General features: G+C 70.3%; 22 protein-coding genes. 13 read left to right on the top strand and 9 right to left on the bottom strand.

All coding sequences use genetic code 11. The features are described from left to right. The first annotated feature begins 128 nt into the window (after positions 1 to 128). A complete protein-coding gene (locus tag A9O63_RS07970) occupies positions 129 to 773 on the top strand; it encodes a class II aldolase/adducin family protein (RefSeq protein WP_041669631.1) in 645 nt (214 codons plus the stop codon). Positions 774 to 820: 47 nt separating this feature from the next. Here the strand turns inward: A9O63_RS07970 and A9O63_RS07965 are convergent, their stop codons facing one another. From A9O63_RS07965 to A9O63_RS07945, 5 genes are all read right to left on the bottom strand, one after another. Continuing rightward, on the bottom strand, positions 821 to 1,420 hold the full coding sequence (locus A9O63_RS07965; protein WP_069331446.1) for a cytochrome b/b6 domain-containing protein: 600 nt from the start codon (positions 1,418 to 1,420) through the stop codon (positions 821 to 823). Between the two features lie 3 nt (positions 1,421 to 1,423). Further along, positions 1,424 to 1,873 carry a c-type cytochrome gene (locus A9O63_RS07960; RefSeq protein ID WP_069331445.1) on the bottom strand — a complete coding sequence of 150 codons (450 nt, stop codon included), beginning with the start codon at positions 1,871 to 1,873 and terminating at the stop codon, positions 1,424 to 1,426. A gap of 218 nt (positions 1,874 to 2,091) precedes the next feature. Beyond that, positions 2,092 to 3,642 carry a phospholipase D-like domain-containing protein gene (locus A9O63_RS07955; RefSeq protein ID WP_069331444.1) on the bottom strand — a complete coding sequence of 517 codons (1,551 nt, stop codon included), beginning with the start codon at positions 3,640 to 3,642 and terminating at the stop codon, positions 2,092 to 2,094. Further along, positions 3,639 to 4,361 (bottom strand): endonuclease/exonuclease/phosphatase family protein, encoded by a 723-nt coding sequence (locus A9O63_RS07950; protein ID WP_069331443.1) that lies wholly within the window; start codon positions 4,359 to 4,361, stop codon positions 3,639 to 3,641. Before A9O63_RS07950 ends, A9O63_RS07955 begins: the two co-directional genes overlap by 4 nt. 104 nt (positions 4,362 to 4,465) lie before the next feature. After that, positions 4,466 to 4,798 (bottom strand): phasin family protein, encoded by a 333-nt coding sequence (locus A9O63_RS07945; RefSeq protein ID WP_069331442.1) that lies wholly within the window; start codon positions 4,796 to 4,798, stop codon positions 4,466 to 4,468. Positions 4,799 to 4,957: 159 nt separating this feature from the next. Between A9O63_RS07945 and A9O63_RS07940 the strand changes: the two genes are divergently transcribed. Together A9O63_RS07940 and lhgO are read left to right on the top strand one after the other, a co-directional pair. Beyond that, positions 4,958 to 6,475: a bifunctional aminoglycoside phosphotransferase/ATP-binding protein gene (locus A9O63_RS07940; RefSeq protein WP_069331441.1), complete on the top strand. Its 1,518-nt coding sequence runs from the start codon at positions 4,958 to 4,960 to the stop codon at positions 6,473 to 6,475. 114 nt (positions 6,476 to 6,589) lie between these two features. After that, a complete protein-coding gene (gene lhgO, locus A9O63_RS07935) occupies positions 6,590 to 7,780 on the top strand; it encodes an L-2-hydroxyglutarate oxidase (protein WP_069331440.1) in 1,191 nt (396 codons plus the stop codon). Between the two features lie 127 nt (positions 7,781 to 7,907). Here lhgO and A9O63_RS07930 read toward each other — a convergent pair whose 3' ends face one another. After that, positions 7,908 to 8,462 (bottom strand): UbiX family flavin prenyltransferase, encoded by a 555-nt coding sequence (locus A9O63_RS07930; RefSeq protein ID WP_069331439.1) that lies wholly within the window; start codon positions 8,460 to 8,462, stop codon positions 7,908 to 7,910. Further along, a complete protein-coding gene (locus tag A9O63_RS07925; RefSeq protein WP_069331438.1) occupies positions 8,459 to 9,952 on the bottom strand; it encodes a UbiD family decarboxylase in 1,494 nt (497 codons plus the stop codon). The genes A9O63_RS07930 and A9O63_RS07925 overlap by 4 nt, the downstream gene beginning before the upstream one ends. 124 nt (positions 9,953 to 10,076) lie before the next feature. On the opposite strand from A9O63_RS07925, the gene ubiT reads away from it, so the two are divergent. The 7 genes from ubiT to A9O63_RS21910 all read left to right on the top strand — a co-directional run bounded on the left by ubiT (position 10,077) and on the right by A9O63_RS21910 (position 18,367). Continuing rightward, positions 10,077 to 10,601 carry a ubiquinone anaerobic biosynthesis accessory factor UbiT gene (gene ubiT / locus A9O63_RS07920; RefSeq protein ID WP_069331437.1) on the top strand — a complete coding sequence of 175 codons (525 nt, stop codon included), beginning with the start codon at positions 10,077 to 10,079 and terminating at the stop codon, positions 10,599 to 10,601. Next, on the top strand, positions 10,601 to 11,581 hold the full coding sequence (ubiU, locus tag A9O63_RS07915) for a ubiquinone anaerobic biosynthesis protein UbiU (RefSeq protein WP_069331436.1): 981 nt from the start codon (positions 10,601 to 10,603) through the stop codon (positions 11,579 to 11,581). Before ubiT ends, ubiU begins: the two co-directional genes overlap by 1 nt. 4 nt (positions 11,582 to 11,585) lie before the next feature. Further along, complete coding sequence (gene ubiV / locus A9O63_RS07910) at positions 11,586 to 12,482, top strand: ubiquinone anaerobic biosynthesis protein UbiV (protein ID WP_069331435.1); 897 nt, start codon at positions 11,586 to 11,588, stop codon at positions 12,480 to 12,482. A gap of 130 nt (positions 12,483 to 12,612) precedes the next feature. Continuing rightward, on the top strand, positions 12,613 to 13,500 hold the full coding sequence (locus tag A9O63_RS07905; RefSeq protein WP_069331434.1) for a cation diffusion facilitator family transporter: 888 nt from the start codon (positions 12,613 to 12,615) through the stop codon (positions 13,498 to 13,500). Between the two features lie 431 nt (positions 13,501 to 13,931). Further along, on the top strand, positions 13,932 to 14,885 hold the full coding sequence (locus tag A9O63_RS07900) for an efflux RND transporter periplasmic adaptor subunit (protein ID WP_069331433.1): 954 nt from the start codon (positions 13,932 to 13,934) through the stop codon (positions 14,883 to 14,885). After that, a complete protein-coding gene (locus tag A9O63_RS07895) occupies positions 14,878 to 18,069 on the top strand; it encodes an efflux RND transporter permease subunit (protein ID WP_069331432.1) in 3,192 nt (1,063 codons plus the stop codon). Before A9O63_RS07900 ends, A9O63_RS07895 begins: the two co-directional genes overlap by 8 nt. A gap of 139 nt (positions 18,070 to 18,208) precedes the next feature. Further along, the gene (locus tag A9O63_RS21910; RefSeq protein WP_084295701.1) at positions 18,209 to 18,367 is read left to right on the top strand and encodes a hypothetical protein; all 159 of its coding nucleotides are present in this window, start codon (positions 18,209 to 18,211) and stop codon (positions 18,365 to 18,367) included. Positions 18,368 to 18,414: 47 nt separating this feature from the next. On the opposite strand, the gene A9O63_RS07890 is transcribed toward A9O63_RS21910, so the two are convergent. After that, positions 18,415 to 19,497, bottom strand: coding sequence for a DUF475 domain-containing protein (locus A9O63_RS07890; RefSeq protein ID WP_069331431.1), 1,083 nt, complete (start codon positions 19,495 to 19,497; stop codon positions 18,415 to 18,417). Positions 19,498 to 19,790: 293 nt separating this feature from the next. Here A9O63_RS07890 and A9O63_RS07885 point away from each other — a divergent pair, with 293 nt between their 5' ends. Continuing rightward, a complete protein-coding gene (locus A9O63_RS07885; RefSeq protein ID WP_069331430.1) occupies positions 19,791 to 20,207 on the top strand; it encodes an antitoxin Xre/MbcA/ParS toxin-binding domain-containing protein in 417 nt (138 codons plus the stop codon). A 1-nt stretch (position 20,208) separates the two neighbouring features. After that, on the top strand, positions 20,209 to 20,892 hold the full coding sequence (locus tag A9O63_RS07880) for an RES family NAD+ phosphorylase (RefSeq protein ID WP_069331429.1): 684 nt from the start codon (positions 20,209 to 20,211) through the stop codon (positions 20,890 to 20,892). Here the strand turns inward: A9O63_RS07880 and A9O63_RS07875 are convergent. Then, positions 20,889 to 21,671: a DeoR/GlpR family DNA-binding transcription regulator gene (locus A9O63_RS07875; RefSeq protein ID WP_069331447.1), complete on the bottom strand. Its 783-nt coding sequence runs from the start codon at positions 21,669 to 21,671 to the stop codon at positions 20,889 to 20,891. The two genes, A9O63_RS07880 and A9O63_RS07875, sit on opposite strands and share 4 nt — an antisense overlap. Before the next feature lie 90 nt (positions 21,672 to 21,761). On the opposite strand from A9O63_RS07875, the gene A9O63_RS07870 reads away from it, so the two are divergent. Then, positions 21,762 to 22,533, top strand: a 772-nt coding sequence (locus A9O63_RS07870) for an RsmB/NOP family class I SAM-dependent RNA methyltransferase (RefSeq protein WP_069331428.1), incomplete at its 3' end; no start/stop codon positions are given.

Here is a 22,533-nt window from a genome sequence, read left to right as displayed (position 1 = left end):
GCGCGGCCCGGCCGGGGGCGGAGCGGCGCGCGGGGCTCCCTCTGTCAGGGCTCCGCGTGCGACCTCGCGCGGCTTTGACCCGGGCGGGCCGCGGGTCTAGGGCTGCGCCCGGAATGCAGGAGGCTTTCATGGACGCGGACGAACGGACGAAGCGCGAGGCGATCATCGCGGCCTGCCTCGAGATGAACCGCTCGGGGCTCAATCAGGGCACCTCGGGCAATATCTCGGTGCGGCACGGCGAGGGACTGCTCATCACCCCCACCGCCATCGCCTACGAGAAGCTCGCGCCCGAGGACATCGTCTTTCTCGCCATGGACGGGACGGCCACCGGACGCCACCGTCCCTCGAGCGAATGGCGCTTCCACCGCGACATCCTCGCGGCCCGGCCCGAGGCGCAGGCGGTGGTCCATGCGCATCCGCTGGCCTGCACCACGCTCGCCATCCTCAACCGCGAAATTCCCGCCATCCACTACATGATCGCCGCGGCGGGCGGGCCCACCATCCGGGTGGCCCCCTACGCCATCTATGGCTCGGAGGAGCTGTCGCATCATGCGGTGGCGGCGCTGGAGGGGCGGCTGGCCTGCCTGCTCGAACATCACGGCATGATCGCCATCGGCCCGTCGCTGGCGCGCACGCTCTGGACGGCGGTCGAGGTCGAGACGCTGGCCCGGCAGTATCTGGGCTGCCTGCAACTGGGCGAGGTGCGGATCCTGTCGGAGGCGCAGATCGCGGAAGTGATCGAGAAATTCTCGGGCTACGGGCTGCAGGTCTGAGGCCCGGGCCGCGGGAGAAGGGCGCCCCGAAAGGCGCCCTTCAGCGGTCACCCGCGGCGGACGGTCTTGCGGCCGGTCAGCATGGGCCGGATCAGATCCTCGTGCTTCCAGAGCTTGTAGAAGGCGATGGCGCCCAGATGGAGCGCCACGAGGCCGAGCGTCAGATTGCCCAGCAGCTCGTGCCAGCCGGGCGCGCTCCCCGAGACCCACGAGGGCACCGAGGCGGCGAGCGGCCCCACATTCACGAAATCGTCCGGGTCGGCCACGAGCCCCGTCAGCGCCTGCAGCGCGAGCACCGCGATGAGCACGACGATGAAGAGCCCTCCCAGCGGATTGTGCCCCCGCCAGTAGGAGGGGCGCGGCCGCCAGGCCTCCGCCGCATAGGCGAGGATCTCGCGCGGGCGGTAGACGAAGCTCGAGAAGCGGGCAGGGCGCGGCCCCACCAGCGCCCAGAGCAGGCGGAAGGCGAGCAGCCCGATCACCGCATATCCCGCGTAGAAATGCAGCGTCATGATGTCCGGGCCGAACTTGCCGAGGCCCCAGGCCAGAACGACCGTGGCGGCCAGCGCCCAGTGAAAGAGCCGCAGGAGCGGGTCCCAGATGCGGACGGTCTCGACGGCGGGGGAGGGGGGGTCCGGGCTGCTCATGGCTTATCTCTTCACCCGGAAGTCGTCGTGGCAGGATTTGCAGGTGCCGCCGACCTTGCCCACGGCAGCGGCCAGCTCCTTCTGGCCTGCGCCGGCCGCGGGTTCGAGGGCCGCCACCGCCTCGAAGAAGGCCATGCCCTTCGCCTGGAAGCCCTCCGCATCCTGCCAGATCGCGGCCTTCGCGGCCGTGCCCTTCACGTCGTCGGCCGAGGTGCCGGGGGCGTAGAGGTCGGAGGGATCGTATTTGGTCAGGGTCACGAGGTCGGACGCATGCGCCTTGGCGGCCGCGGCATCATAGGGCATCTCGCCCTTGGCCATCGCGGCCAGGGGGCCGAATTCGAGAGCCACGAGGGAGAAATAGCCCTTGCGGGCCTCGACCACATGTTCGGCATCGGCAGCCATGGCTGCGGCGGGAAGGGCGGCCATCAGGGGGGCTAGAAGAACTCGTCTCATTGGTCTTTCCTTGCTACAGGCCCACAACGGGCGGGCGAACGTCACACGGTGACACCCCCGAAATCCGTCGCGATCAGGCAAGGTTTCAACTGCGGCAGCTTGCCGCACGGCCCTCGGGCACCTCCAGATTTGCCAATCATTACAGGCGAAAGCGGACTTATGCTCATCCTCGAATATTTTCGGGGAGGGTCTGCCTGCGACCCCCTCGGGCACCAGCGTCAGAGGTAGCTCTGGATTGGCAGATGCCCCACCACCCAGGAGACGGCCCGCAGGGCGGGGGGCGAGTCCGGCTCGAACCGGGCGAGGGCGGCCCGCCCCTCCCCGGTCACCGACCAGCGCAGGCGCCCCTCCTCGAGCGACAGGCGGTGCGCCTCGTCGGGCGCGCTCTGGCGGTCGAACATCGCCTCGAGCTCGGCAAAGAGATCGGGCTCCTCGAAAAGCACGCCCAGCTCCGTGTTCATGAAGGCCGAGCGCAGGTCGAAGTTCAGCGAGCCCACCACCGCCTGCCGCCCGTCGATCAGGAAGACCTTGGTGTGCAGCAGGTCGCGTCGCCCGCAGGGGCGCGGCGGGGGGCCGAATTCGTAGAGCTCCGCCCCGGCCTTCAGGAGCGGCAGCCGGTAGTGGCGGTAGGCGCCGTGCACCAGCACCATGTCGGTGACCGACAGGGCATTGGTCATGATCGAGAGCCGCACGCCTCGGCGCGCGAGCCCGGTCAGCAGGTCGCAGCCGTCGTTGCCGGGCACGAAGTAGGGCGTGATGAGCCGCACCTCGCGCTCGGCCGCGCGCAGGAGCGCGGTGATCGCCTCGCCCATCCAGGGCCCCGACCTCTGGCCCATCGCCTTGTCGGGGGGGTCGGCCAACAGCGTGACCTTGTCGGTCCAGCGCAGGCGCGCGGTCAGAAGCGCAGGCCCGTCGCGCCCGGCCATCGTGCGGCGCAGGAACGAGACCGCCGCGGGCGCGCGGTTGTGGCGCATCATCCGGCGCTGGAAGCTGCGGACATTCACCTTGAACCCGGGCCAGAGCGTCAGGATCGGCAGCGCGAGGCCGAGGTTCCAGTAGCTGTCGAAGAGCCCCTCGACCTCGGCCACCACGGGGCCCGCCAGCATCACGTCGGCATCGCGCGACATGGCAAGGCCGCTCTCCTCGGCGTCGTAGTAGGTGTCGCCGATGTTGCGCCCGCCCACGATGGCCAGCCGGCCGTCGGCGATCCAGGCCTTGTTGTGCATCCGGCGGTTGAAGCGGGACAGGCCCAGCAGCATCTCGAGCGTGCGGCGCAGGACATGGCCGCGATTGCGGATCGGGTTGAAGAGCCGCACCTCGACGTTCGGGTGCTGGTTGAGCGCGAGGAAGGCGCGGTCGAAGCCCTGCACGTTCACGTCGTCGAGGAGAAGCCGCACCCGCACGCCGCGGTCGGCGGCCGCGAGGAGCTCCTCGATCAGGAGCCAGCCGGTGAGGTCGGTCCGCCAGATGTAATACATCAGGTCGAGCGAGCGCCCGGCCATCCGGGCCGAGAGCGCGCGGGCGGCATAGGCGTCGGGATTGTCGAGAAGGGCAAGCAGGCCCGAGCGGCCCGGATGGTCGGCCTCGAGCGGGGCGAAGAGCGCATCGAGCTCCGTCTCAGGGGCGCTGCGCGGCAGGGCCGTGGTGACGGCGCCGCGCGCCTGGCGGGCGAACCGCCGCCACGAGCGCCAGGTGAAGGCCGAGAGACCCGCGACCGCGGCCACCGCGCCCAGAACCCAGGCGAGGACGCCCAGCCAGTCGTCTATCATGATGCGGCCGCGATCCGATCAGGCAGATGCAGGCGGGCCTTGATCGGCAGGTGGTCCGAGGCGCGCCGGGCGAGCGGCGTGTCGTGGGTGGTCACGTCGTGGAGCTGGCCGTGCTTGCAGGTCATCAGGCGGTCGAGGGCAAGGATCGGAAAACGCGAGGGAAAGCTGCGCACCATTACGCCGCCGGTGAAATGGCGCGCGAGATGGCCCATCGCCGCGCCCGTGCCGCGCCACTCGTTCAGATCGCCCATCAGCAGCGTCGGGCGCGGGGTGCTTGCCTCGATCCGCTCGAGCAGATGGCGCGTCTGCGCCGCGCGCGAGCCGGGCAGGAGGCCCAGATGGGCCGCAATCACCCGCAGCGGACGGCCGCGGATCACCACGTCGATCATCAGCGCGCCGCGCGGCTCGAAGCTCGGCAGGACGATCTTCTGCACCTCCTCGACCTCGGCGTCACGGACCAGAAGCAGATTGCCGTGCCAGCCGTGCGCGCGGCCGCGGCCCTCGACCTTCACCGGCACGAGGCCCGTCTCGTCCTTCAGATGCTCGAGATCGAGAAGCCCCGCACGGTCGCCGAAGCGCCGGTCGGCCTCCTGCAGCGCCACGAGATCGGCATCGAGCTCGGCGATCACGGCGGCGGTCCGCCTCAGGTCGCGGCGGCGGTCGGTGCCGACGCCCTTGTGAATATTGTAAGAGGCGACGGTGATGTCGGCTGAAGGCATGGCGGTCTCACGAGGCTCCGGTCATCGGCAGAAGATGGGGCCTTTGCAGCCGATGACAAACCCCTTGGCGAGGATCCTTCCGTGCCGCACCGCCGTGGCGCGTCTCAGTCGGTCCGGATCCGGACCGTCCGCTCCAGCGTCTCGCGCCAGATCCCGGCCATCCGGCCGGCCTCCTCGGCATATTGATCCATCGCCCGCTGCAGCCATTGCGCGCGCAGATGCGCGAGCTCGGACAGGCTGTGGCAGTGCATCATCTGCTGCTGGGTCTTCACCGTCTCGCAGATCCGGTCGGCCGTGAAATGCGAGATCTCGTGGGCAAGGCGCAGCCAGAGCTCATAGGCGCCGGCGGTGCCGCCCTGGAACGCCATGCTCACCTGCCGCAAGCCTTCGGCATCGAGCGGGGGGCGGGTGTCCTGCGGGCTCTTCGGAATAGCCATCCTGCACTCCTCCTCTGAGGGGGCCTGCTCCGGGATCGTGACTGTCGCCCAGCCTTTCACGCGGTGCGCGTCTCGTCATTGACTTCAGTCAAGGCGACGGCGCGACGCCTTGACTCGGCAGCCGGCAGGGGCAGGCTCAGAGGCGAAGGGAGACGGCCGATGCAGGACCAGACCGAGGTGGTGCGCTTCCTCTCCGATCCCGCGACCCACGGGGGCGCGCCGGTCGAGCTTGTCGAGACCCATGGCGCGTTCGTCTTTCTCGCCGGGCCTCAGGCCTTCAAGATCAAGCGGGCGGTGCGCTACGACTACATGGACCTCTCGACGCTGGCGCTGCGGCACCGGATGCTCGCGCGCGAGCTGGAGCTGAACCGGCCCGCCGCGCCTGCGATCTACCGCGATCTGGTGGCGGTGACCCGTGAACCGGAGGGGCTCGCCCTGGGGGGGCCGGGCGCGCCAGTGGAATGGGTGCTGCGCATGTGGCGCTTTCCGGCCGAGGACGAGCTTTCGGCGGTGGCCGAGCGGGGCGGGCTCGACGACCGGCTGGCCGCGCGGCTCGGCCGGAGCCTCGCCGCCTATCACCGCGCGGCCCCCGTGCGCGCCGCCGACGGCGCGGCCCTCGTGGCGGCGATCCTCGACGAGCTCGGGCGGGTCTTCGCGGGGATGGAGGATCGTCTCGGCGCGGATAGGATCGCGCGTTTCGGATCGCAGGCGCGGGCCGGGCTCGCGCGGATGAGGCCGCTCCTGCAGGCGCGGTCGCAGGCGGGGCGCGTGCGGCGGGGCCATGGCGACCTGCATCTGCGCAATCTGGTCCTGATCGCGGGCGAGCCCGTGCCGTTCGACGCGCTCGAGTTCGACGAGACGCTCGGCACCTGCGACATTCTCTACGATCTGGCGTTCCTCCTGATGGATCTCGACCACCGCGGCCTGATCCGTGCGGCGGGGATCGCGCTCGCGGCCTGGCTCTTCGAGATGCGGGGCCAAGAGGACGAGGGGCTGGCCGCGCTGCCGCTGTTTCTCGCCGTCCGGGCGGCGATCCGGACCATGGTGCTGGTGCAGACCGATGCCGCGCGCGGCACGCCGGGTCATAGCGATGCAGAGGCGCGAGGCCTGCTCGACGAGGCGCTCCGGGCGCTCGCACCGCCGCCGCCGCGGCTCCTGGCCATCGGCGGCGTCTCGGGCAGCGGCAAGACGGTGCTGGCGGCGGCGCTCGCACCGCGGCTCGGGCTGCCACCCGGCGCGATCCACCTGCGCTCGGATCTCGAGCGGAAGTCGCGGGCAGGCGTTCCGACCGACCGCCGGCTCGGCGGTGCGGCCTATGGCGAGGCCACGCGTCACGCGGTCTACGGGCAGATGCTGGCCCGCGCCGGTGCGATCCTCGGCGCAGGCTGGCCGGTGATCCTCGATGCGACCTTCCTCGATCCGGCGGACCGGGCGGCGGCGCGGGCGCTTGCCGCCGAGCGGGGCGTGCCGCTCGAGGGCCTGTGGCTGGAGGCGCCGGCCGATCTGCTCGTTGCCCGTGTCGCGGCGCGCCGGAGCGATGCCTCGGATGCGGACGAGGCCGTGGTGCGGGCGCAGCTTGCCCGCCAGCCCCGCGCCGAGGATTGGCGGCTGCTCGACACCGGCGGGCCGCCGGAGGAGGTGGCAGGCAGCGCCTGCCGCGCCCTCGGCCTCGACTGACCCTCATCCCACAGGGCGAATTTCCATCCTCGCGCGGCGCGGCGTGCATCGGGCCTTGTGCGGAGGGGGCGACCTGCGCTGAAATGGGAATCGTCCATTTCGGAGACAGTCATTTTGACCAGCAGCGATTTTGTCATCACCGGCGGCGGCATCGTGGGCCTCGCCACAGCGCTTCGCCTCCAGTCCCTGCATCCCGGTGCGCGGATCTCGGTGCTCGAGAAGGAGCCCGCCGTGGCCCGCCATCAGTCGGGCCGCAATTCGGGCGTGATCCATGCCGGCGTCTACTATGCGCCCGGCAGTCACAAGGCCCGCTTCTGCGCCCGCGGCGTCTCCTCGACCCGCGAATTCTGCGACGAGCACGGCATCCCCTACCGCATCTGCGGCAAGCTGATCGTGGCCACCGACGCGGCCGAGCTCGAGCGGATGGCCACGCTCGAGACCCGGGCGCGGGCCAACGGCATCCTCATCGAGCGGCTCTCGGGCGAGGAGGCGCGGCGGCTGGAGCCCAACATCAAGGCGGTGGGGGCGCTTCTGTCGCCCACGACCGGCATCGTCGATTACGGCCGCGTGGCCGAGTGCATGGCCGAGCTCTTCCGCGACCGGGGCGGCGAGATCCGGCTCGACACCGAAGTGACGGGCGGGGCCGAAAGCGAGGCGGGCGTGCGGCTCGAGACGACCGCGGGCGAGATCTCGGCCGGCAAGGCGGTGTTCTGCGGCGGCCTTCATGCCGACCGTCTGGCGCGGGCCTTCGGGGCGAGCCTCGATTTCCGCATCGTGCCCTTCCGCGGCGAATATTTCGCGATCAGGAACCAGCCCGAGGATCTGGTGCAGCATCTGATCTATCCGGTGCCCGATCCGGCGCGGCCCTTCCTCGGCGTCCATCTCACGCGCAAGATGAACGGGGGCTTCACGGTCGGGCCGAATGCCGTGCTCGCCATGGCGCGCGAGGGCTACACGAACGGCATCATCTCGGTGAAGGATCTGGCCGACAGCCTGAGCTACAAGGGCTTCTGGAAGCTCATGCGGCGCAATGCGGGCGCTGCGGCCGAAGAACTGTCCGCCTCGCTCGTCCGCCAGCTCTATCTGCGCAAGGTCCACAAATACTGCGACCGGATCCGGCTGCAGGATCTCGCGCCCTACCGGGCGGGGGTGCGGGCGCAGGCGGTGGGGGCGGACGGGCGCATGATCGACGATTTCGTCTTCGTGCGCACACGCCACGCGCTCCATGTCTGTAACGCGCCCTCGCCGGCCGCGACCTCGGCCCTGCCCATCGCCGAGCATATCGTGGACGAGCTGCTCGCCTGAGGCCCCTGTCCGGCCCCCATCCCGGCCGGGCAGATCCGCCGTCAGAAGGGGCGTGTCTGCCGTCGCCGATTGTTCGGGGGGCGGGACATCGCCCTTTCGTCCCGGTCCCGGGATCGTCGCGGAGAGGCTATTCCCAGGCCTGCGCCTGCGGGCGGCCGAGGCCCAGAAGGTCCACCGCGCGCGCCGCGATCTGCTCGACGGCGGCGGCAAGGCTTTCGGGGCGCAGGTAGAAGGCGGGCACCGGCGGCGCCACGATGCCGCCCATCTCGGTGACGGCCGTCATGTTGCGCAGGTGGGCCAGCGTCAGCGGGCTCTCGCGCGCGAGGAGCACGAGCCGCCGCCGCTCCTTCAGCTGCACAGAGGCCGCGCGGGTCAGGAGGTTGTCGTCGAGCCCGTGGGCGATGGCCGCAAGCGAGCGCATCGAACAGGGGGCCACGATCATCCCCGCCACCGGGGCAGAGCCCGAGGCGATGGCCGCGCCCACATTCATGATGCCGTGAACCCGTGTCGCCTGCGCGCGGAGCGCGTCGGCCGCCTCGGGGCCGATCTCCTCGACCAGCGTCCGCTCGCCTGCCTTCGAGATCACGAGATCGATCTCGGCCCCCAGAGCCGACAGGTGCCGCGCGCAGGCGGCGGCCAGCGCCGCGCCCGATGCGCCCGAGACGCCGAGGACGACCCTCATGCTCCGATCCTCAGCTTCGCGATCAGCCGGTCGGCGAAAGCCTCGGCTTCGGGCGACTGCGCCATGACCTCGCCCCATTCGCGATGGGTCTCGGGGCCGATCTTGTTGGTGGCGTCGATGCCGATCTTGCCGGCAAGGCCCGGCTCGGGCGAGGCGAAATCCAGATAGTCCATCGGCGTCTTCTCGAGCAGCACCACGTCGCGCGACGGGTCCATCCGGGTCGCCATGGCCCAGGCCACATCGTCCCAGTCGCGCGGGTTGATGTCCTCATCCACCACGATCACCATCTTGGTGTAGGAGAATTGCGCAAGCATCCCCCAGAGCGCCATCATCACCCGCCGCGCCTGACCGGGATAACGCTTGTCGATCGAGACGATGGCGATGCGGTAGGAGCAGGCGGCCGGGGGCAGGTAGAGATCCCTCACCTCGGGGATCTGCTGGCGGAAGACCGGCATGGCGAGGTCGTTGAAGACCTCGCCGATGACCGAGGGCTCGTCCGGCGGGCGGCCCGTGTGGGTGGTGAGATAGAGCGGATCCTTGCGGTGGGTGATGGCCGAGACCCGCAGCACCGGGAAATCCTCGACCGAGTTGTAATAGCCGGTGTGGTCGCCGAAAGGCCCCTCGGGCGCCATGTCGCCGGGGTGGACCCAGCCCTCGACCACGATCTCGGCGGTGGCGGGCACCATCAGCGGCACGGTGCGCCCCGCCACGAGCGGCGTCCGCGCGCCGCGGAGCACGCCCGAGAAGGTCAGCTCGGACACCTGCTCGGGCAGGGGGAGCGCCGCGGCAAGGAGGAGCGCCGGATCGCAGCCGAGCGCCAGCGCCACGGGCATCGGCTCGCCCGCGCGCATCCAGCTGCGGTAGTGGCCCGCCCCGCCGCGATGGGCCAGCCAGCGCATGATGAGCCGGTCGCGCCCGATCACCTGCGCGCGGTAGACGCCTGCATTGTAGTGGAGCGTCTCATCGGCGGCGGTGCCGTGCGGCCGCGTCAGCACCACGGGCCATGTCACCAGAGGGCCCGCATCGCCCGGCCAGCAGGTGGGCACCGGGATCATGCCCAGATCCACCGCGGCGCCCTCGTGGACCACCTCCTGCGCCTCGGCCGACCGCACGATCTTCGCGCGCGTGTTCAGCGCGGCCTGAAGCTGCGGCCAGCGCGAGAGCGCGTCGCGCATCCCCGCCACCGGGGCGGGGGCACGCAGCGCGGCAAGGAAGGCGCCGAGCTCGGGGATCTGCTCGAGCCCGAGGCCGAGACCCGCCGCCACCCGCTCGCGCGTGCCGAAGAGGTTGGCCACGAGCGGCATGGTGGCGGAGGTGTCGCGCAGGCTCTCGAACCGCAGCACGGGGCCGCCGCCGCGCAGGATCTTCGAGGCCACGGCTGTGGTTTCATGCCGCAGCGAGACCGGCTCGGCGATCCGGGAGAGGTCGCCCCTGCGGGCGCACCAGTCGAGAAAGGCCCGGAGATCCGGGAAGATGGGCAGGCTGCGCATGAAACCTCACATGTCTGGCCCCGGGGCCTAGCAGCCGAGCCGGGTCAATGGCTTGACCTACATCAATATGGTCCTGCGGCATGGATGTTAGAGCGGACCCCGATCCGATCGGAACAGGTGTGCCATGACCAGTCTGCCCACGCTCGCCCCGCCGCTTTCGCGGCTGGTGGGGCTTTTGCCGAAGCCGCCGGCCTCCGTCGCGCTGACGCTGCTCGCCCGCCGCATCGCCGCCCGCCACTCCGAGATCGTCGGCCGGCTGGGCACGCATGTGAATGCGAGCTTCGCGCTCGACCCGACCGACCTGCCGGTGGTGATGATTCTCACCCTGCCTGCGGGACAGCCGCGCATCCGGCTGCAGAAGGATGCATCGGGCGCCGATTGCCGCATCGCGGGCAAGCTCTCGGCGCTGCTCGCGCTCGTCCACGGGGCGGTGGACGGCGATGCGCTCTTCTTCTCGCGCGACCTCGTGATCGCGGGCGACACGGCGGCGGCGCTGGCGCTGCGCAATGCCATCGACAATGCCGAGCTCGACCTGCTGGAGGAGATCCAGCATGTGGCGCCGCCGCTTGCGCGCGCCCTGGCCCCCATCGCGGCCGCCCTTGAACGTCAAACCGGCGTGGCCCTGCGCCGCGCCTCGGGAGTGATCTGATGGAACTCGTCTGCCCTGCCGGCACCCCTGCCGCGCTGCGCGCCGCCGTGGAAGCCGGTGCCCATTCCGTCTATTGCGGCTTTGCCGACGAGACGAATGCCCGCAACTTCCCCGGCCTGAACTTCTCGCCGAAGGAACTGGCCGAGGGCGTGGCCTTCGCCCACAAGCATGGCGCGCATGTTCTGGTCGCGATCAACACCTTTCCGCGGGCGGGAGACGAGTCGCTCTGGCATCGCAACATCGCCGCGGCCGAGGCCGCGGGCGCCGATGCGGTGATCCTCGCCGACATGGGGCTTCTGGCCTATGCCGCGAAGAACCATCCGAACCTGCGCCGGCACCTCTCGGTGCAGGCTGCCGCCGCCAACCCCGACATCATCAACTTCTACGGCCGCGAATTCGGCGTGAAGCGGGTCGTGCTGCCGCGCGTGCTGACCGTGGCCGAGATCGCCGCGATCAACAGGGAGACGCCCGAGGTCGAGACCGAGGTCTTCGTCTTCGGCGGTCTGTGCGTCATGGCCGAGGGGCGCTGCTCGCTCTCGTCCTATGCCACCGGCAAGTCGCCCAACATGAACGGCGTCTGCTCGCCCGCGACCGAGGTGCAATATGTGGAGGAGGGCGACGAGCTCGCCGCGCGCCTCGGCGATTTCACCATCCACCGCGTGGGCAAGGACCAGCCCGCGCCCTATCCGACGCTCTGCAAGGGCTGCTTCACCTCGGGCGATCAGGTGGGCCACATCTTCGAGGATGCGGTCAGCCTCAACGCGCAGGACATCCTGCCCCAGCTCGCCAAGGCGGGGGTGACCGCGCTGAAGATCGAGGGGCGGCAACGCTCGCGGTCCTACGTCGCGCAGGTGGTGCGCAGCTTCCGTGCCGCCGTCGATGCGCTGGCCGCGGGCCAGCCCATGCCGCAGGGGGCGCTGGCCGCCCTCTCGGAAGGGCAGGCGACCACGACGGGCGCCTATGCCAAGACCTGGAGGTAAGGCCATGGATCTCACACTCGGACCGAACCTCTTCTTCTGGGAAGCCGAGCGCGTGCGCGACTTCTACGCGCGGATCGCCGACGAGGCGCCCGTCGCCCGTGTCGTGCTGGGCGAGGTCGTCTGCTCGAAGCGGCTGCCCTTCTGGCAGGGCGAGATCCCGGTCGCGGTCGAGCGGCTGCGCGCGGCGGGCAAGGAGGTCTGGCTCTCGTCGCTGGCGCTCGTCACGCTGAAGCGCGAGCGGTCGCTGACCGAAGAGCTGATCGACGCAGGCGCGGGCATCGAGATCGCCGACCTGACGGCGCTGGCCTACATCCCCGCGGGCGCGGCCTTCTCGGTCAGCCCCCTCATCAACTGCTACAACGTGGGCACGCTCGACTGGCTCGCCTCGCGCGGGGCCAGGCGCATCTGCCTGCCGAACGAGCTGCCGATGGAGTCGGTCGAGACCCTGGCGCGGGCCGGCAAGGAGCGGGGCGTGGCGGTCGAGGTCTGGGGCTTCGGGCGCCAGCCGCTGGCCATCTCGGGGCGCTGCTACCATGCGCGGCTGCACGACAGGATCAAGGACAGCTGCCAGTTCATCTGCAACGCCGACCCCGACGGGCGCGAGGTGGACACGCTCGATGGCGAGCGGTTCCTTGCGGTGAACGGGGTGCAGACGCTCTCCTGCGCGACCTCCTTCGCGGGCCGCGAGATCCCCGGCCTGCTGGCGGCCGGCGTCTCGGCGCTGCGCCTCTCGCCCCACACCGGCGACATGGTGGCGCTTGCCCGGGCCTTCGAGGCGGCCATCGCGGCGGGGCGGGCGACGGAAGATCTCGAGGCCGCGGCGCGGGCCGTGGCGCCGGGGGGGCAGCTGGCCAACGGCTATCTGCATGCCCGCGCGGGCGCCGAATGGATAGACGCCTGAGATTGCGAGACATTCTCAAGTCAAATCAGGTGCTTGCCTGATCTGCCCGAATCCTGCTAGAGCGGCCGCCTCGAAAAGGCGGCCGCGTTCGTTCAGGCTGTCGCGCCCTTCAGCCCCCCGGAGCCGGCCCATGTCCCAGACCCTCAAGCTTGCGGTGGGAAGTCTGTTCGTCGGGGTGGCCGTGCTCGGCCTCAAGGCGCTGGCCTGGTGGATGACGGGCTCGATCGCGCTTTTGTCGGACGCGATGGAGAGCATCGTGAACGTGGCCGCGGCGGGCGTGGCGCTGGTGGCGATCCGGGTGGCGGCCATTCCCGCCGATGCCAACCACCCTTACGGGCATCACAAGGCCGAGTTCCTGAGCGCGGTGCTCGAAGGGGCCATGATCATCGTGGCCGCACTCCTGATCCTGCGCGAGGCGACGCTCGGGTTTCTCGATCCGAAGCCGCTCGTGGCGCCTCTCGAGGGGCTTGTGGTGAATGGCTCGGCCACCCTCCTCAATGCCTTCTGGAGCTGGATCCTGATCTCGCGGGGGCGGCGGCTGCGCTCGCCTGCCCTGATGGCCGACGGGCGGCACCTGCTGGCCGACGTGGTCTCGTCGGTCGGGGTGACCGTGGGTGTGCTGGCCGCGATCTTCACGGGCTGGCCCTGGCTCGATCCGGCGCTGGCGGCTCTGGTGGCGGTCAATGTGCTCTGGTCGGGCTGGGCGGTCATCTCCTCGTCGGTGAGCGGGCTCATGGACGAATCCGTCTCGGACGAGGTGCTGGTGCGCGTGCGCGAGGTGATCTCGCAGGAGGCGGTGGGGGCGGTCGAGGCGCATGACCTGCGGACCCGTCACGCGGGCCAGGCGACCTTCATCGACTTCCACCTCGTGGTGACGGGCGAGACCACGGTCGCTGCGGCGCACGACATCTGCGACCGGATCGAAAGCGCCCTGCACCGGCTGATCCCGCACAGCCGCGTGAGCATCCATGTCGAGCCCGAGCACAAGGCCAAGCACAACGGCATCGTGGTGCTCTGAGAGCGCCCAGCCTGGCCCCTCGCCCTTCACGGGCAAGCGCCGGCCTCGGTGACCGGGGCTTGGGCCGGCTCTCCGCGGACATGGGGCAGGGCGGCCGGGACTGCCTCCCGCGAAGCCGGGCGAAGGCCGCGTCCTGCGCCTCGACGGAGATGCACCTCAGGCCCCTCGGTGTCATGAGGAAGGGGCGCGTCTGTCCGATCCCACGCGACCTGGCGGCCTTTCGAAGGAGGCTCAGGCCAGCGGCCCCCGCGTTCCCTTGAGGGATGCGCAGGCGCGTCTGTCCGATCCCGTGGCACCTTGCGGCCTTCGCGGGCGCGCGGGAGAGAATTCCCGCCGCGTCGAGGCCAGCGCGGCTTGAACGGAGAGCCGAGACATTATATTCGTTAAATCGAATATAATCGCCGCTTCTGGCCTCGCCCCGGACATCCGCCATGACACGCCTGATCCTCGCGACCTTCCTGTCGCTCCTGCCCCTGCAGCTTCTGGCCGAACCCCTGCGGCCGGCGACCGTGACCGAGTGGAAATCCGTCTACGGGCGGATCGAGGCGCGCGACCGGATCCCGGCGCGGGCGAGGCTCGGCGGCACGCTTGTCCTCTTGTCGGTGGCCGAAGGGGACCGGGTCGAGGCGGGGCAGCTTCTGGCCGAGGTGGTGGACGAGAAGATCGGGTTCCAGCTTGCCGCGATCGATGCCGAGCGCGCGGCGCTCGAGGCGGAACTGGCCAATGCCCGCACCGAACTGGGCCGGGTCGAGGATCTGCTGGCCCGCGGCGTCTCGACCTCGCAGCAGTCGGATGCGCTGCGCACGCAGGTGCAGGTGCTCACGGGGCGGATCGCGGCCAACGCGGCCCAGCGGAAGGTGCTGGAGCAGCAGGAGACCGAAGGCCGGGTGCTGGCCCCCATCGCGGGGCTCGTGCTCGACGTGCCGGTGGCGGCGGGGGCGGTCGTGCTGGCGGGCGAGGCGGTGGCCACCGTGGGCGGCGGCGGCTTCTTCCTGCGCCTTGCGGTGCCCGAACGCCATGCGGGCGCGCTGAAGGAGGGCGACGGGATCGTGATCGAGGGGGCCGAGGGTCCGCAGGACGGCCGCCTCGCCCGGATCTATCCGCAGATCGAGAACGGGCGCGTGATCGCCGACGTGGACGTGCCGGGCCTGTCCGAGCGGTTCGTGGATGCTCGGGTGCTGGTGCGGCTGCCGGTGGGCGAACGCGAGGCGCTTCTGGTGCCCGAGGCGGCGGTCCGGCGCCGCGCGGGCCTCGATTTCGTCGCCGTGGAAGGGCCGGGCGGCCCGGTCGAGCGGACCGTGGTGCTGGGCCAGCGCCAGGACGGCATGGTCGAGATCCTGTCGGGTCTCGAGCCGGGCGATGCGCCGGTGGCCGTCCATGAGTGACCGCCGCCCCGGGCTCGGCCTCGCCGGCCATCTCACCCGCTCGTTCATCGGCTCGTCGCTGACGCCGCTCTTCATTCTCGCGGCGCTTGCGGTGGGGCTGGTCGCGCTCGTCTCGCTCCCGCGCGAGGAAGAGCCGCAGATTTCGGTGCCGATGGTCGATATCCATGTCCAGGCGCCGGGCCTGCGCGCGGAGGATGCGGTCAAGCTGGTGACCGAGCCGCTCGAGACCATCGTCAAGGCCATCGACGGGGTCGAGCACGTCTATTCCCAGACCTCGGACGATCAGGCCATGGTGACGGCACGCTTCGTGGTGGGCACGTCGTCGGATGCGGCGGTGCTGCGGGTCCATGACAAGGTGCGGGCCAACATGGACCGCATTCCCGAAGGCATCGCCGAGCCGCTGATCGTTGGCCGCGGGATCGATGACGTGGCGATCCTGTCCCTGACCCTCGTGCCGACCGCGCCGGGAGTGACGGCGAACGATCTCACGCGGGTTGCGCGCGAGCTGCGCACCGAGGTCGCCAAGGTCGAGGATGTGGGCCTCACCTATCTCGTGGGCGAGACGCCCGAGGCGATCCGCGTGGCGCCCGATCCCGAAAAGCTCGCGCTCTTCGGCGTGACGCTCCAGAGCCTTGCCGCGAAGGTGGGCGGCGCGAACGAGGCGCAGGACGCAGGCCTTCTGCGGCAGGAGGGCCGGCAGGTCGCGCTGATCGCGGGCCGGACGCTCACGACGCCCGCCGAGATCGCGAACCTCCTGCTGACCACGCGCGACGGGCGGCCGGTCTATGTGGGCGACGTGGCCGAGGTGGGGGCGGTCTCGGACATGACCGAGGCGCTGGTCGCCAATGTCACGCGCGCCGAGGATGGCACGATCCTCAGGACGCCCGCCGTCACGCTCGCCGTGGCCAAGCGCGCGGGCGCCAATGCGGTGGTGGTGGGCGAGGCGGTGCTGCACCGGGTCGAGGCGCTGGAAGGCGGCCTCATCCCCGACAGCATGGCCGTCACCGTCACCCGCGATTATGGCGAGACGGCGAACGAGAAGGCCAACGAGCTTCTGTTCCACCTCGGGCTCGCCACGATCTCGATCATCGCGCTGGTCTGGGTCGCCATCGGCTGGCGCGAGGCCATGGTGGTGGCCATCGTGATCCCGGTCACGATCCTGCTCACGCTCGCCGCCGCCTGGCTCATGGGCTACACGCTGAACCGGGTGTCGCTCTTCGCGCTGATCTTCTCGATCGGGATCCTTGTCGACGACGCCATCGTGGTGATCGAGAACATCGCCCGCCACTGGGGCATGGAGCGCACGAAGCCGCGGGCCGAGGCGGCCGTCGAGGCGGTGGCCGAGGTGGGCAATCCCACCATCGTGGCCACCCTGACCGTCGTGGCGGCGCTGCTGCCCATGCTCTTCGTCTCGGGTCTGATGGGGCCCTACATGAGCCCGATCCCGGCCAATGCCTCGGCCGCGATGATCTTCTCGTTCTTCGTGGCCGTCATCATCACGCCCTGGCTCATGCTGAAGATCGCGGGCCGCGCGCCGCTCCATGGCGAGGACCATGCCTCGCCCGGCGGGCGGCTCGGGCGGCTCTATGCGGCGGTGGCGCGGCCGGTGCTGAAGAGCAAGGGGAGGGCGCTTCTCTTCCTCCTCGTGACGGTGGTGGTGTCCTTCGGCTCGATGGGGCTCCTTTACACGCAGCATGTGACGGTGAAGCTTCTGCCCTTCGACAACAAGTCCGAGCTCGCCGTAGTGATCGACCTGCCCGAGGGCGCCTCGGTCGAGGCCACCGACCGGGTGGCGCAGGACGCGGCGCGGGCCGTGCTGGAGCTGCCCGAAGTGATCTCGGTCCAGACCCATGCCGGGGCGGCGGCGCCGTTCAACTTCAACGGGCTGGTGCGGCACTATTATCTGCGCGGACGTCCGCACGAGGGCGACCTGCAGGTCAATCTCGCGCCCAAGACCGCGCGGGACCGCGAGAGCCACGAGATCGCGCTAGAGATCCGCGAGCGGCTGAAGGCGATCCCGCGCCCCGAGGGGACGGTGCTGAAGACCGTCGAGCCGCCGCCGGGCCCGCCGGTGATCGCGACGCTTCTGGCCGAGGTCTACGGCCCCACGCCCGAGGCGCGGCGCGACGCCGCCAGCCGCATCCGCCAGGCCTTCGAGAGCGTGCCCTTCGTGGTCGATGTGGACGACAGCTTCGGCGCGCCGCCCTCGCGGTTGCGCGCGACCATCGAGCCCGACGACCTCGAGTTCTTCTCGGTGCAGGAGGCGGATGTGTTCGACACGATCCGGCTTCTGAACGGCGAGAGCGTGGTGGGCTATTCGCACCGCGGCGAGGGGCGGCATCCGATCCCGATCGTGCTCGCCCGGCCCAAGGGCGACCGGGTGCTCGACGAGCGGTTCCTCTCGACGCCGATCCCGGCGGATCTGCTGCCCGGCGCGCGCGGGGTAGTGGAGTTGGGCGACGTGGTGCGGGTGACCGAGGAGCGCGCCTCATGGCCGATCTTCCGCCACAACGGCCGCGCCGCCGAGATGGTCACGGCCGAGCTCGCGGGCGATTTCGAGGCGCCGCTCTACGGGATGCTGGCGGTGGATCGCGCGCTCGACGCGATGGACTGGCCCGAGGGGACGAAGCCCGAGATCGCGCTGCACGGCCAGCCCGAGGACGAGCAGCGCCCCGTTCTGCTCTGGGACGGCGAATGGGAGGTGACATGGGTCACGTTCCGCGACATGGGCGGGGCCTTCGGCGTGGCGCTTCTGGGGATCTACATCCTCGTGGTGGCGCAGTTCGGCAGCTTCCGCCTGCCGCTCGTGGTGCTGACGCCGGTGCCGCTCACGTTCCTCGGCATCATGCTCGGCCACTGGCTCTTCGCCGCGCCCTTCTCGGCCACCTCGATGATCGGCTTCATCGCGCTGGCGGGGATCATCGTGCGCAACTCGATCCTGCTTGTGGATTTCATCCGCCATGCCGACCCCGCGCGGGACCGGCTCGAGGTGCTGATCGAGGCGGGAGCGATCCGGTTCAAGCCGATCCTGCTGACCGCGCTCGCCGCCATGATCGGAGCGGCGGTGATCCTCGCCGACCCGATCTTCCAGGGGCTCGCCATCTCGCTTCTCTTCGGGCTGATGAGCTCGACCCTGCTCACGGTGCTGGTGATCCCCGCGATCTACAGGGTCTTCCGGACCTGAGCCGGGGCCTTGGGGCGGCGCTGCTGTAAGCCTCCCTGAGGCGCAGCGTCGCACCGGGCCGCCCGTTGATCCGCATCAACGAGCGGTCTTCGCAAACCGACCAGATTTTGAGCAGAGGAAACAGCAGAACGAGCATGTCATGACCGCCCTGACCACCGCCGCCGTCCAGAGCCTGATCGGACTGATCGGCGGCCTGCGCGATGTCCGGCACCCGGCGCCCTGGATGCGCAACCGTGCCAGCGAGGAGGAGCTGGAACGGCTCCGCATCGCCGAGAGCCACATTCCCTGTCGGTTCTGAGGTTCGGGACGGGGGGGACGTGCCCGAAGCCGGGCACGCCCCCAGGGTCAGCGCGAGGCCGCCTCGGCCTCGGGCAGGTCTCCGGCATGTTGCCGGTTCCAGCGGATCGAGGACCAGAGCGAGATCCCGATCAGCCCCGCACCGCCGAGCCCGGTGATGACCTCGGGAATGTGGGTCAGCGTCTGGACATACATGATGACCGAGAGGATCAGGATCGCATAGAAGGCGCCGTGCTCGAGGTAGCGGTACTGGGCCAGCGTCCCGCGCTCGACCAGCATGATGGTCATCGAGCGCACATACATCGCGCCGATCCCGAGGCCAATCGCGATCACGAACAGGTTCTGGCTGAGCGCGAAGGCCCCGATCACCCCGTCGAAGGAGAAGGAGGCGTCGAGCACCTCGAGATAGAGGAAGGCGCCGAACCCGCCCTTGGCCGCCGCGTCGAGCGCCTGCTGGCGATGGTCGAGAAAGCCGCCCAGCACCTCGACGAGGAGGAAGGTGAGCAGCCCGTAGAGCGCGCTGTTGATGAAGACCTGCTGCTCGGCCCCTTCGAGAAGCCGCGAGAAGCCCAGCACCGCGCAGAGCACCACCGCCACCTCGACCCCGCGGATCGAGGAATAGCGGCTGGCCTGCTCCTCGATCCAGCGCACCCAGTGGATGTCCTTCTCCTGATCGAAGAAGTAGGTCAGGCCGACCATCATCAGGAAGGTGCCGCCGAAGGCCGCGATGGGCGTATGCGCCTCATACATGATGCGGGAATATTCCGCGGGCTGGGTGGCCGCGAGCTTGAGCGCCTCCCAGGGGCCGAGGTTCGCCGCGATGACGACGATCAGCAGCGGGAAGATGATCCGCATCCCGAAGACCGCGATGATGATGCCCCAGGTGAGGAAGCGGTGCTGCCACTCGGGCGTCATCGTCTTCAGCTTGTTGGCGTTCACGATGGCATTGTCGAACGAGAGCGAGATCTCGAGCACCGCCAGCACGCAGCAGATGAAGAAGATCGTGGCGGTGCCTTCGATGGTGCCGGTCGTCTGCCAGCCGAGGAAGCCGCCGAGGGCCAGCCCCGCGACCGTGAAGGCGAAGGCCCAGGTGAAATAGGAGATCGTGCTTTTCCCGGAGGCCGTGGTCATGAGTGCTTCTCCGGATGGAGAAAGCGCAGAAAGGCGCCCGCACGGAAGGGGTGGATGACTTTGCACATGATGGAGAGTCGCGTCCTGGCGGCCATTGACGCTTTGGGTGCCGACATCGCGAGAGCGCCGCATTCTCTCGCCAGAGGGGCCCGGACACCAGAGTTCGCCCCACGCGGAGCTCGCGGAAATATGAGCGTTCCGGGGGCGGATGCAAGGGATTCGGACGAAGGCTCCCGAAGGCGCGCTTGTCAAATGGCCATTCGGGGCCTACTTCTTGCCAAAGGGAGACCGTCATGCTCGTCCTCCGCCCGCTGGGAAAGACCCCCGCAGAACCCGGCACCCCCCGCATCACCGATGCGGAAGCGGCCGCCATGGCGCGCGCCGTCGTCAATCTCTTCCGTCTCTGGGAGGTCTCGGACCGCGAGGCGGCGATCCTGCTGGGCGAGCTCTCGCCGCGCACCTGGGCGCGCTGGAAGGCGGGCGCTCCGGGGCGTATCTCGCGCGACCAGAAGACGCGGCTGTCGCTCCTGATGGGGATCCACAAGGCGCTTCGGCTGATCTTCCGCGAGCCCGAGCGGGCCTATGGCTGGGTGCGGCGGCCCAACGAAGCCTTCGGAGGGGCACCCGCGCTTCAGGTGATGCTGGGCGGCGAGATCACCGACCTGCTCCGGGTGCGCACCTATCTCGATGCCGAGCGCGGAGGCTGGTGAGGTGGCGCGCCGCCGCGTGATCTGGGACCGGACCCACCGGATCATCCGCTCGCGCTTTCCGCCCATCGACCTGTTCGAGGACATCGCCGATCCCGCCGACTGGGAGGCCATCGCCTCGGCCGAGGCAAAGAGCAATCCCCGCCTGCGCGAGAGCCTGGGCAGGCTCGATCTGGTGCCGCCCGCGCGGCGCGTCTCGGGGGCCGGCGCCTCCTGGGCGATGGCTCCCTTCACCCATGTCTCGCCCGACCGGCCGAGCCGCTTCTCGGACGGCAGCTTCGGGGTCTATTACGCGGCCGAGACGCTCGAGACCGCGCTCATCGAGGTGGCCCACCATCACGGGCGCTTCATGGCGGCCACGGACGAGGCGCCGGGCTGGACGTCGGAGTTCCGCCAGCTGATCGGTCGGCTCGATGCCGAGCTCGAGGTGGTGGGGCCCGAGCGGGCGGATCTGCTCGATCCTCTGGATTACCGCGCCGCGCAGAGCTTCGGCGCCGAGCGGCGGGCGGAGGGAGCCAACGGCATCCTCTATCCCAGCGCCCGCGCGCCGGACGGGCTCTGCGTCGCGCTCTTCTGGCCGGACGTGGCCGGGGCCCCGGCTCAGGGCGACCACTTCGCCTTCGAATGGGACGGCAGGCGGGTCTCGCGCATCCACAATCTCGCGACCGGCACGCTGCACGCGCTCTAGCCGGGCATGGCCGCCTGATGCTCGGCCACGGTGACGGCGGTTTCCCAGCTCTCGCAGCGCCGCGCCAGCTCTTCGGGCAGGGGGCTGTCGGTGAAGACCGCGTCCAGCTCCTCGAGCGAGCCGAGCCGCACGGGTGCCTTGCGGTCGAGCTTGGAGCTGTCCGTGACGAGGAACCGCTGCCGCGACTGGCGCAGGATCGCCTTCGAGACCCGCACCTCGGCCAGGTCGAAATCGAGCATGTCGCCCTCGCGGTCGAGCGCCGAGGCGCCGATGATGGCGAAATCCACCTTGAACTGCTCGATGAACTGGATCGTCAGGTCGCCCACCAGCCCCCCGTCCGAGCGGCGGAGCTGTCCGCCCGCCACCATCACCTCGCAGGAGGGGTTGGTGGCGAGGATATTGGCCACGTTCATGTTGTTCGTCACGACCGTGATGTTGCGGTGGTTCAGAAGCTCGCGCGCGACCGCCTCGGTCGTGGTGCCGATGTTGATGATCATCGAGGAATTGTCCGGGATCACCCGCGCGCAGGCTCGCCCGATGGCGGCCTTGGCGGCCTCGTTCATGCGGCGCCGCTCCTCGTAGCCGATGTTCGACACGCCCGTCCGCAGCACCGCTCCGCCATGCACCCGGTCGAGCAGGCCCGCGTCCGACAGTTCGGTCAGGTCGCGCCGGATGGTCTGAAGGGTCACCGCGAAATGTTCGGCGAGCTGCTCGACCACCACGCGCCCCTCGCTGCGGGCGATCTCCAGGATCTCGGTCTGCCGGAAATTGAGCGCCATTCCACCCTCGCTGCCGTTCGAGTTGCTGTTTGCCATGCCCCGCCGCCCGTGTCATGCCTCCGCAGCCCGCTTCCCGCCGGAGTTTCCCCCATGACCCCCGCCGCCCGCCTCTCCGCCGCCATCGACATTCTCGACCGGATCCTCGGCGGTGCCCCGGCCGAACAGACCCTGACGAACTGGGGCCGGGCGAGCCGGTTCGCGGGGTCGGGCGACCGGGCCGCGGTGCGTGACCTCGTGTTCGACGCGCTGCGCTGCCGGCGCTCCTTCGCGCGGGCAGGCGGAGCCGCGACGGGGCGGGGGCTCGTGCTGGGCGGGCTGCGGATGGCCGGGCAGGAGGTGGCGGAGCTCTTCACCGGCGAGGGCCATGCGCCCGCGCCGCCCGCCGGATCCGAGCTCGAGCCGCAGGCTCCCTCCGAGCTCGAGGCGCTCGATTGTCCCGACTGGCTCGCGCCGGCGCTGCGCGACAGTCTCGGCGCGGACTTCGCCCCGGTGATGGAGGCGCTCCGCCATCGCGCGCCTGTCTTCCTGCGCGTCAATCTCGCCCGGACCGACCGGGCGGCCGCGGCGGCCGAACTCGCGGCCGAGGACATCGCCACGCGGCCGCATCCCCTGGCGGAGACGGCGCTCGAAGTCACGGAAAACCCGCGAAAGGTTCAGGCCTCGGCCGCCTATCGCGAGGGGCGGGTCGAGCTGCAGGATGCCGCCTCTCAGGCCATCGTCGCAGCGCTGCCGCTCGCCCCGGGCGACCGTGTGCTCGACTATTGCGCCGGCGGCGGCGGCAAGAGCCTCGCCATGGCCGCCCGCGCGCCCATCGATCTGTCGGCCCACGATGCCGACCCGCGCCGCATGCGCGACCTGCCCG

It is taken from the genome of Cereibacter johrii, from assembly GCF_001720585.1.
GTDB classification, from domain to species: domain Bacteria; phylum Pseudomonadota; class Alphaproteobacteria; order Rhodobacterales; family Rhodobacteraceae; genus Cereibacter_A; species Cereibacter_A johrii.
This window is presented reverse-complemented; position numbering and strand designations above follow the sequence as displayed.

What these genes read in the sequence shown, in the direction of transcription:
- A9O63_RS07970 (WP_041669631.1), top strand. Translation starts at nt 129, where the DNA reads ATGGACGCGGACGAACGGACGAAGCGCGAGGCGATCATCGCGGCCTGC.
- A9O63_RS07965 (WP_069331446.1), bottom strand. Translation starts at nt 1,420, where the DNA reads ATGAGCAGCCCGGACCCCCCCTCCCCCGCCGTCGAGACCGTCCGCATC.
- A9O63_RS07960 (WP_069331445.1), bottom strand. Translation starts at nt 1,873, where the DNA reads ATGAGACGAGTTCTTCTAGCCCCCCTGATGGCCGCCCTTCCCGCCGCA.
- A9O63_RS07955 (WP_069331444.1), bottom strand. Translation starts at nt 3,642, where the DNA reads ATGATAGACGACTGGCTGGGCGTCCTCGCCTGGGTTCTGGGCGCGGTG.
- A9O63_RS07950 (WP_069331443.1), bottom strand. Translation starts at nt 4,361, where the DNA reads ATGCCTTCAGCCGACATCACCGTCGCCTCTTACAATATTCACAAGGGC.
- A9O63_RS07945 (WP_069331442.1), bottom strand. Translation starts at nt 4,798, where the DNA reads ATGGCTATTCCGAAGAGCCCGCAGGACACCCGCCCCCCGCTCGATGCC.
- A9O63_RS07940 (WP_069331441.1), top strand. Translation starts at nt 4,958, where the DNA reads ATGCAGGACCAGACCGAGGTGGTGCGCTTCCTCTCCGATCCCGCGACC.
- A9O63_RS07930 (WP_069331439.1), bottom strand. Translation starts at nt 8,462, where the DNA reads ATGAGGGTCGTCCTCGGCGTCTCGGGCGCATCGGGCGCGGCGCTGGCC.
- A9O63_RS07925 (WP_069331438.1), bottom strand. Translation starts at nt 9,952, where the DNA reads ATGCGCAGCCTGCCCATCTTCCCGGATCTCCGGGCCTTTCTCGACTGG.
- ubiT (WP_069331437.1), top strand. Translation starts at nt 10,077, where the DNA reads ATGACCAGTCTGCCCACGCTCGCCCCGCCGCTTTCGCGGCTGGTGGGG.
- ubiU (WP_069331436.1), top strand. Translation starts at nt 10,601, where the DNA reads ATGGAACTCGTCTGCCCTGCCGGCACCCCTGCCGCGCTGCGCGCCGCC.
- ubiV (WP_069331435.1), top strand. Translation starts at nt 11,586, where the DNA reads ATGGATCTCACACTCGGACCGAACCTCTTCTTCTGGGAAGCCGAGCGC.
- A9O63_RS07905 (WP_069331434.1), top strand. Translation starts at nt 12,613, where the DNA reads ATGTCCCAGACCCTCAAGCTTGCGGTGGGAAGTCTGTTCGTCGGGGTG.
- A9O63_RS07900 (WP_069331433.1), top strand. Translation starts at nt 13,932, where the DNA reads ATGACACGCCTGATCCTCGCGACCTTCCTGTCGCTCCTGCCCCTGCAG.
- A9O63_RS07895 (WP_069331432.1), top strand. Translation starts at nt 14,878, where the DNA reads ATGAGTGACCGCCGCCCCGGGCTCGGCCTCGCCGGCCATCTCACCCGC.
- A9O63_RS21910 (WP_084295701.1), top strand. Translation starts at nt 18,209, where the DNA reads ATGACCGCCCTGACCACCGCCGCCGTCCAGAGCCTGATCGGACTGATC.
- A9O63_RS07890 (WP_069331431.1), bottom strand. Translation starts at nt 19,497, where the DNA reads ATGACCACGGCCTCCGGGAAAAGCACGATCTCCTATTTCACCTGGGCC.
- A9O63_RS07885 (WP_069331430.1), top strand. Translation starts at nt 19,791, where the DNA reads ATGCTCGTCCTCCGCCCGCTGGGAAAGACCCCCGCAGAACCCGGCACC.
- A9O63_RS07875 (WP_069331447.1), bottom strand. Translation starts at nt 21,671, where the DNA reads ATGGCGCTCAATTTCCGGCAGACCGAGATCCTGGAGATCGCCCGCAGC.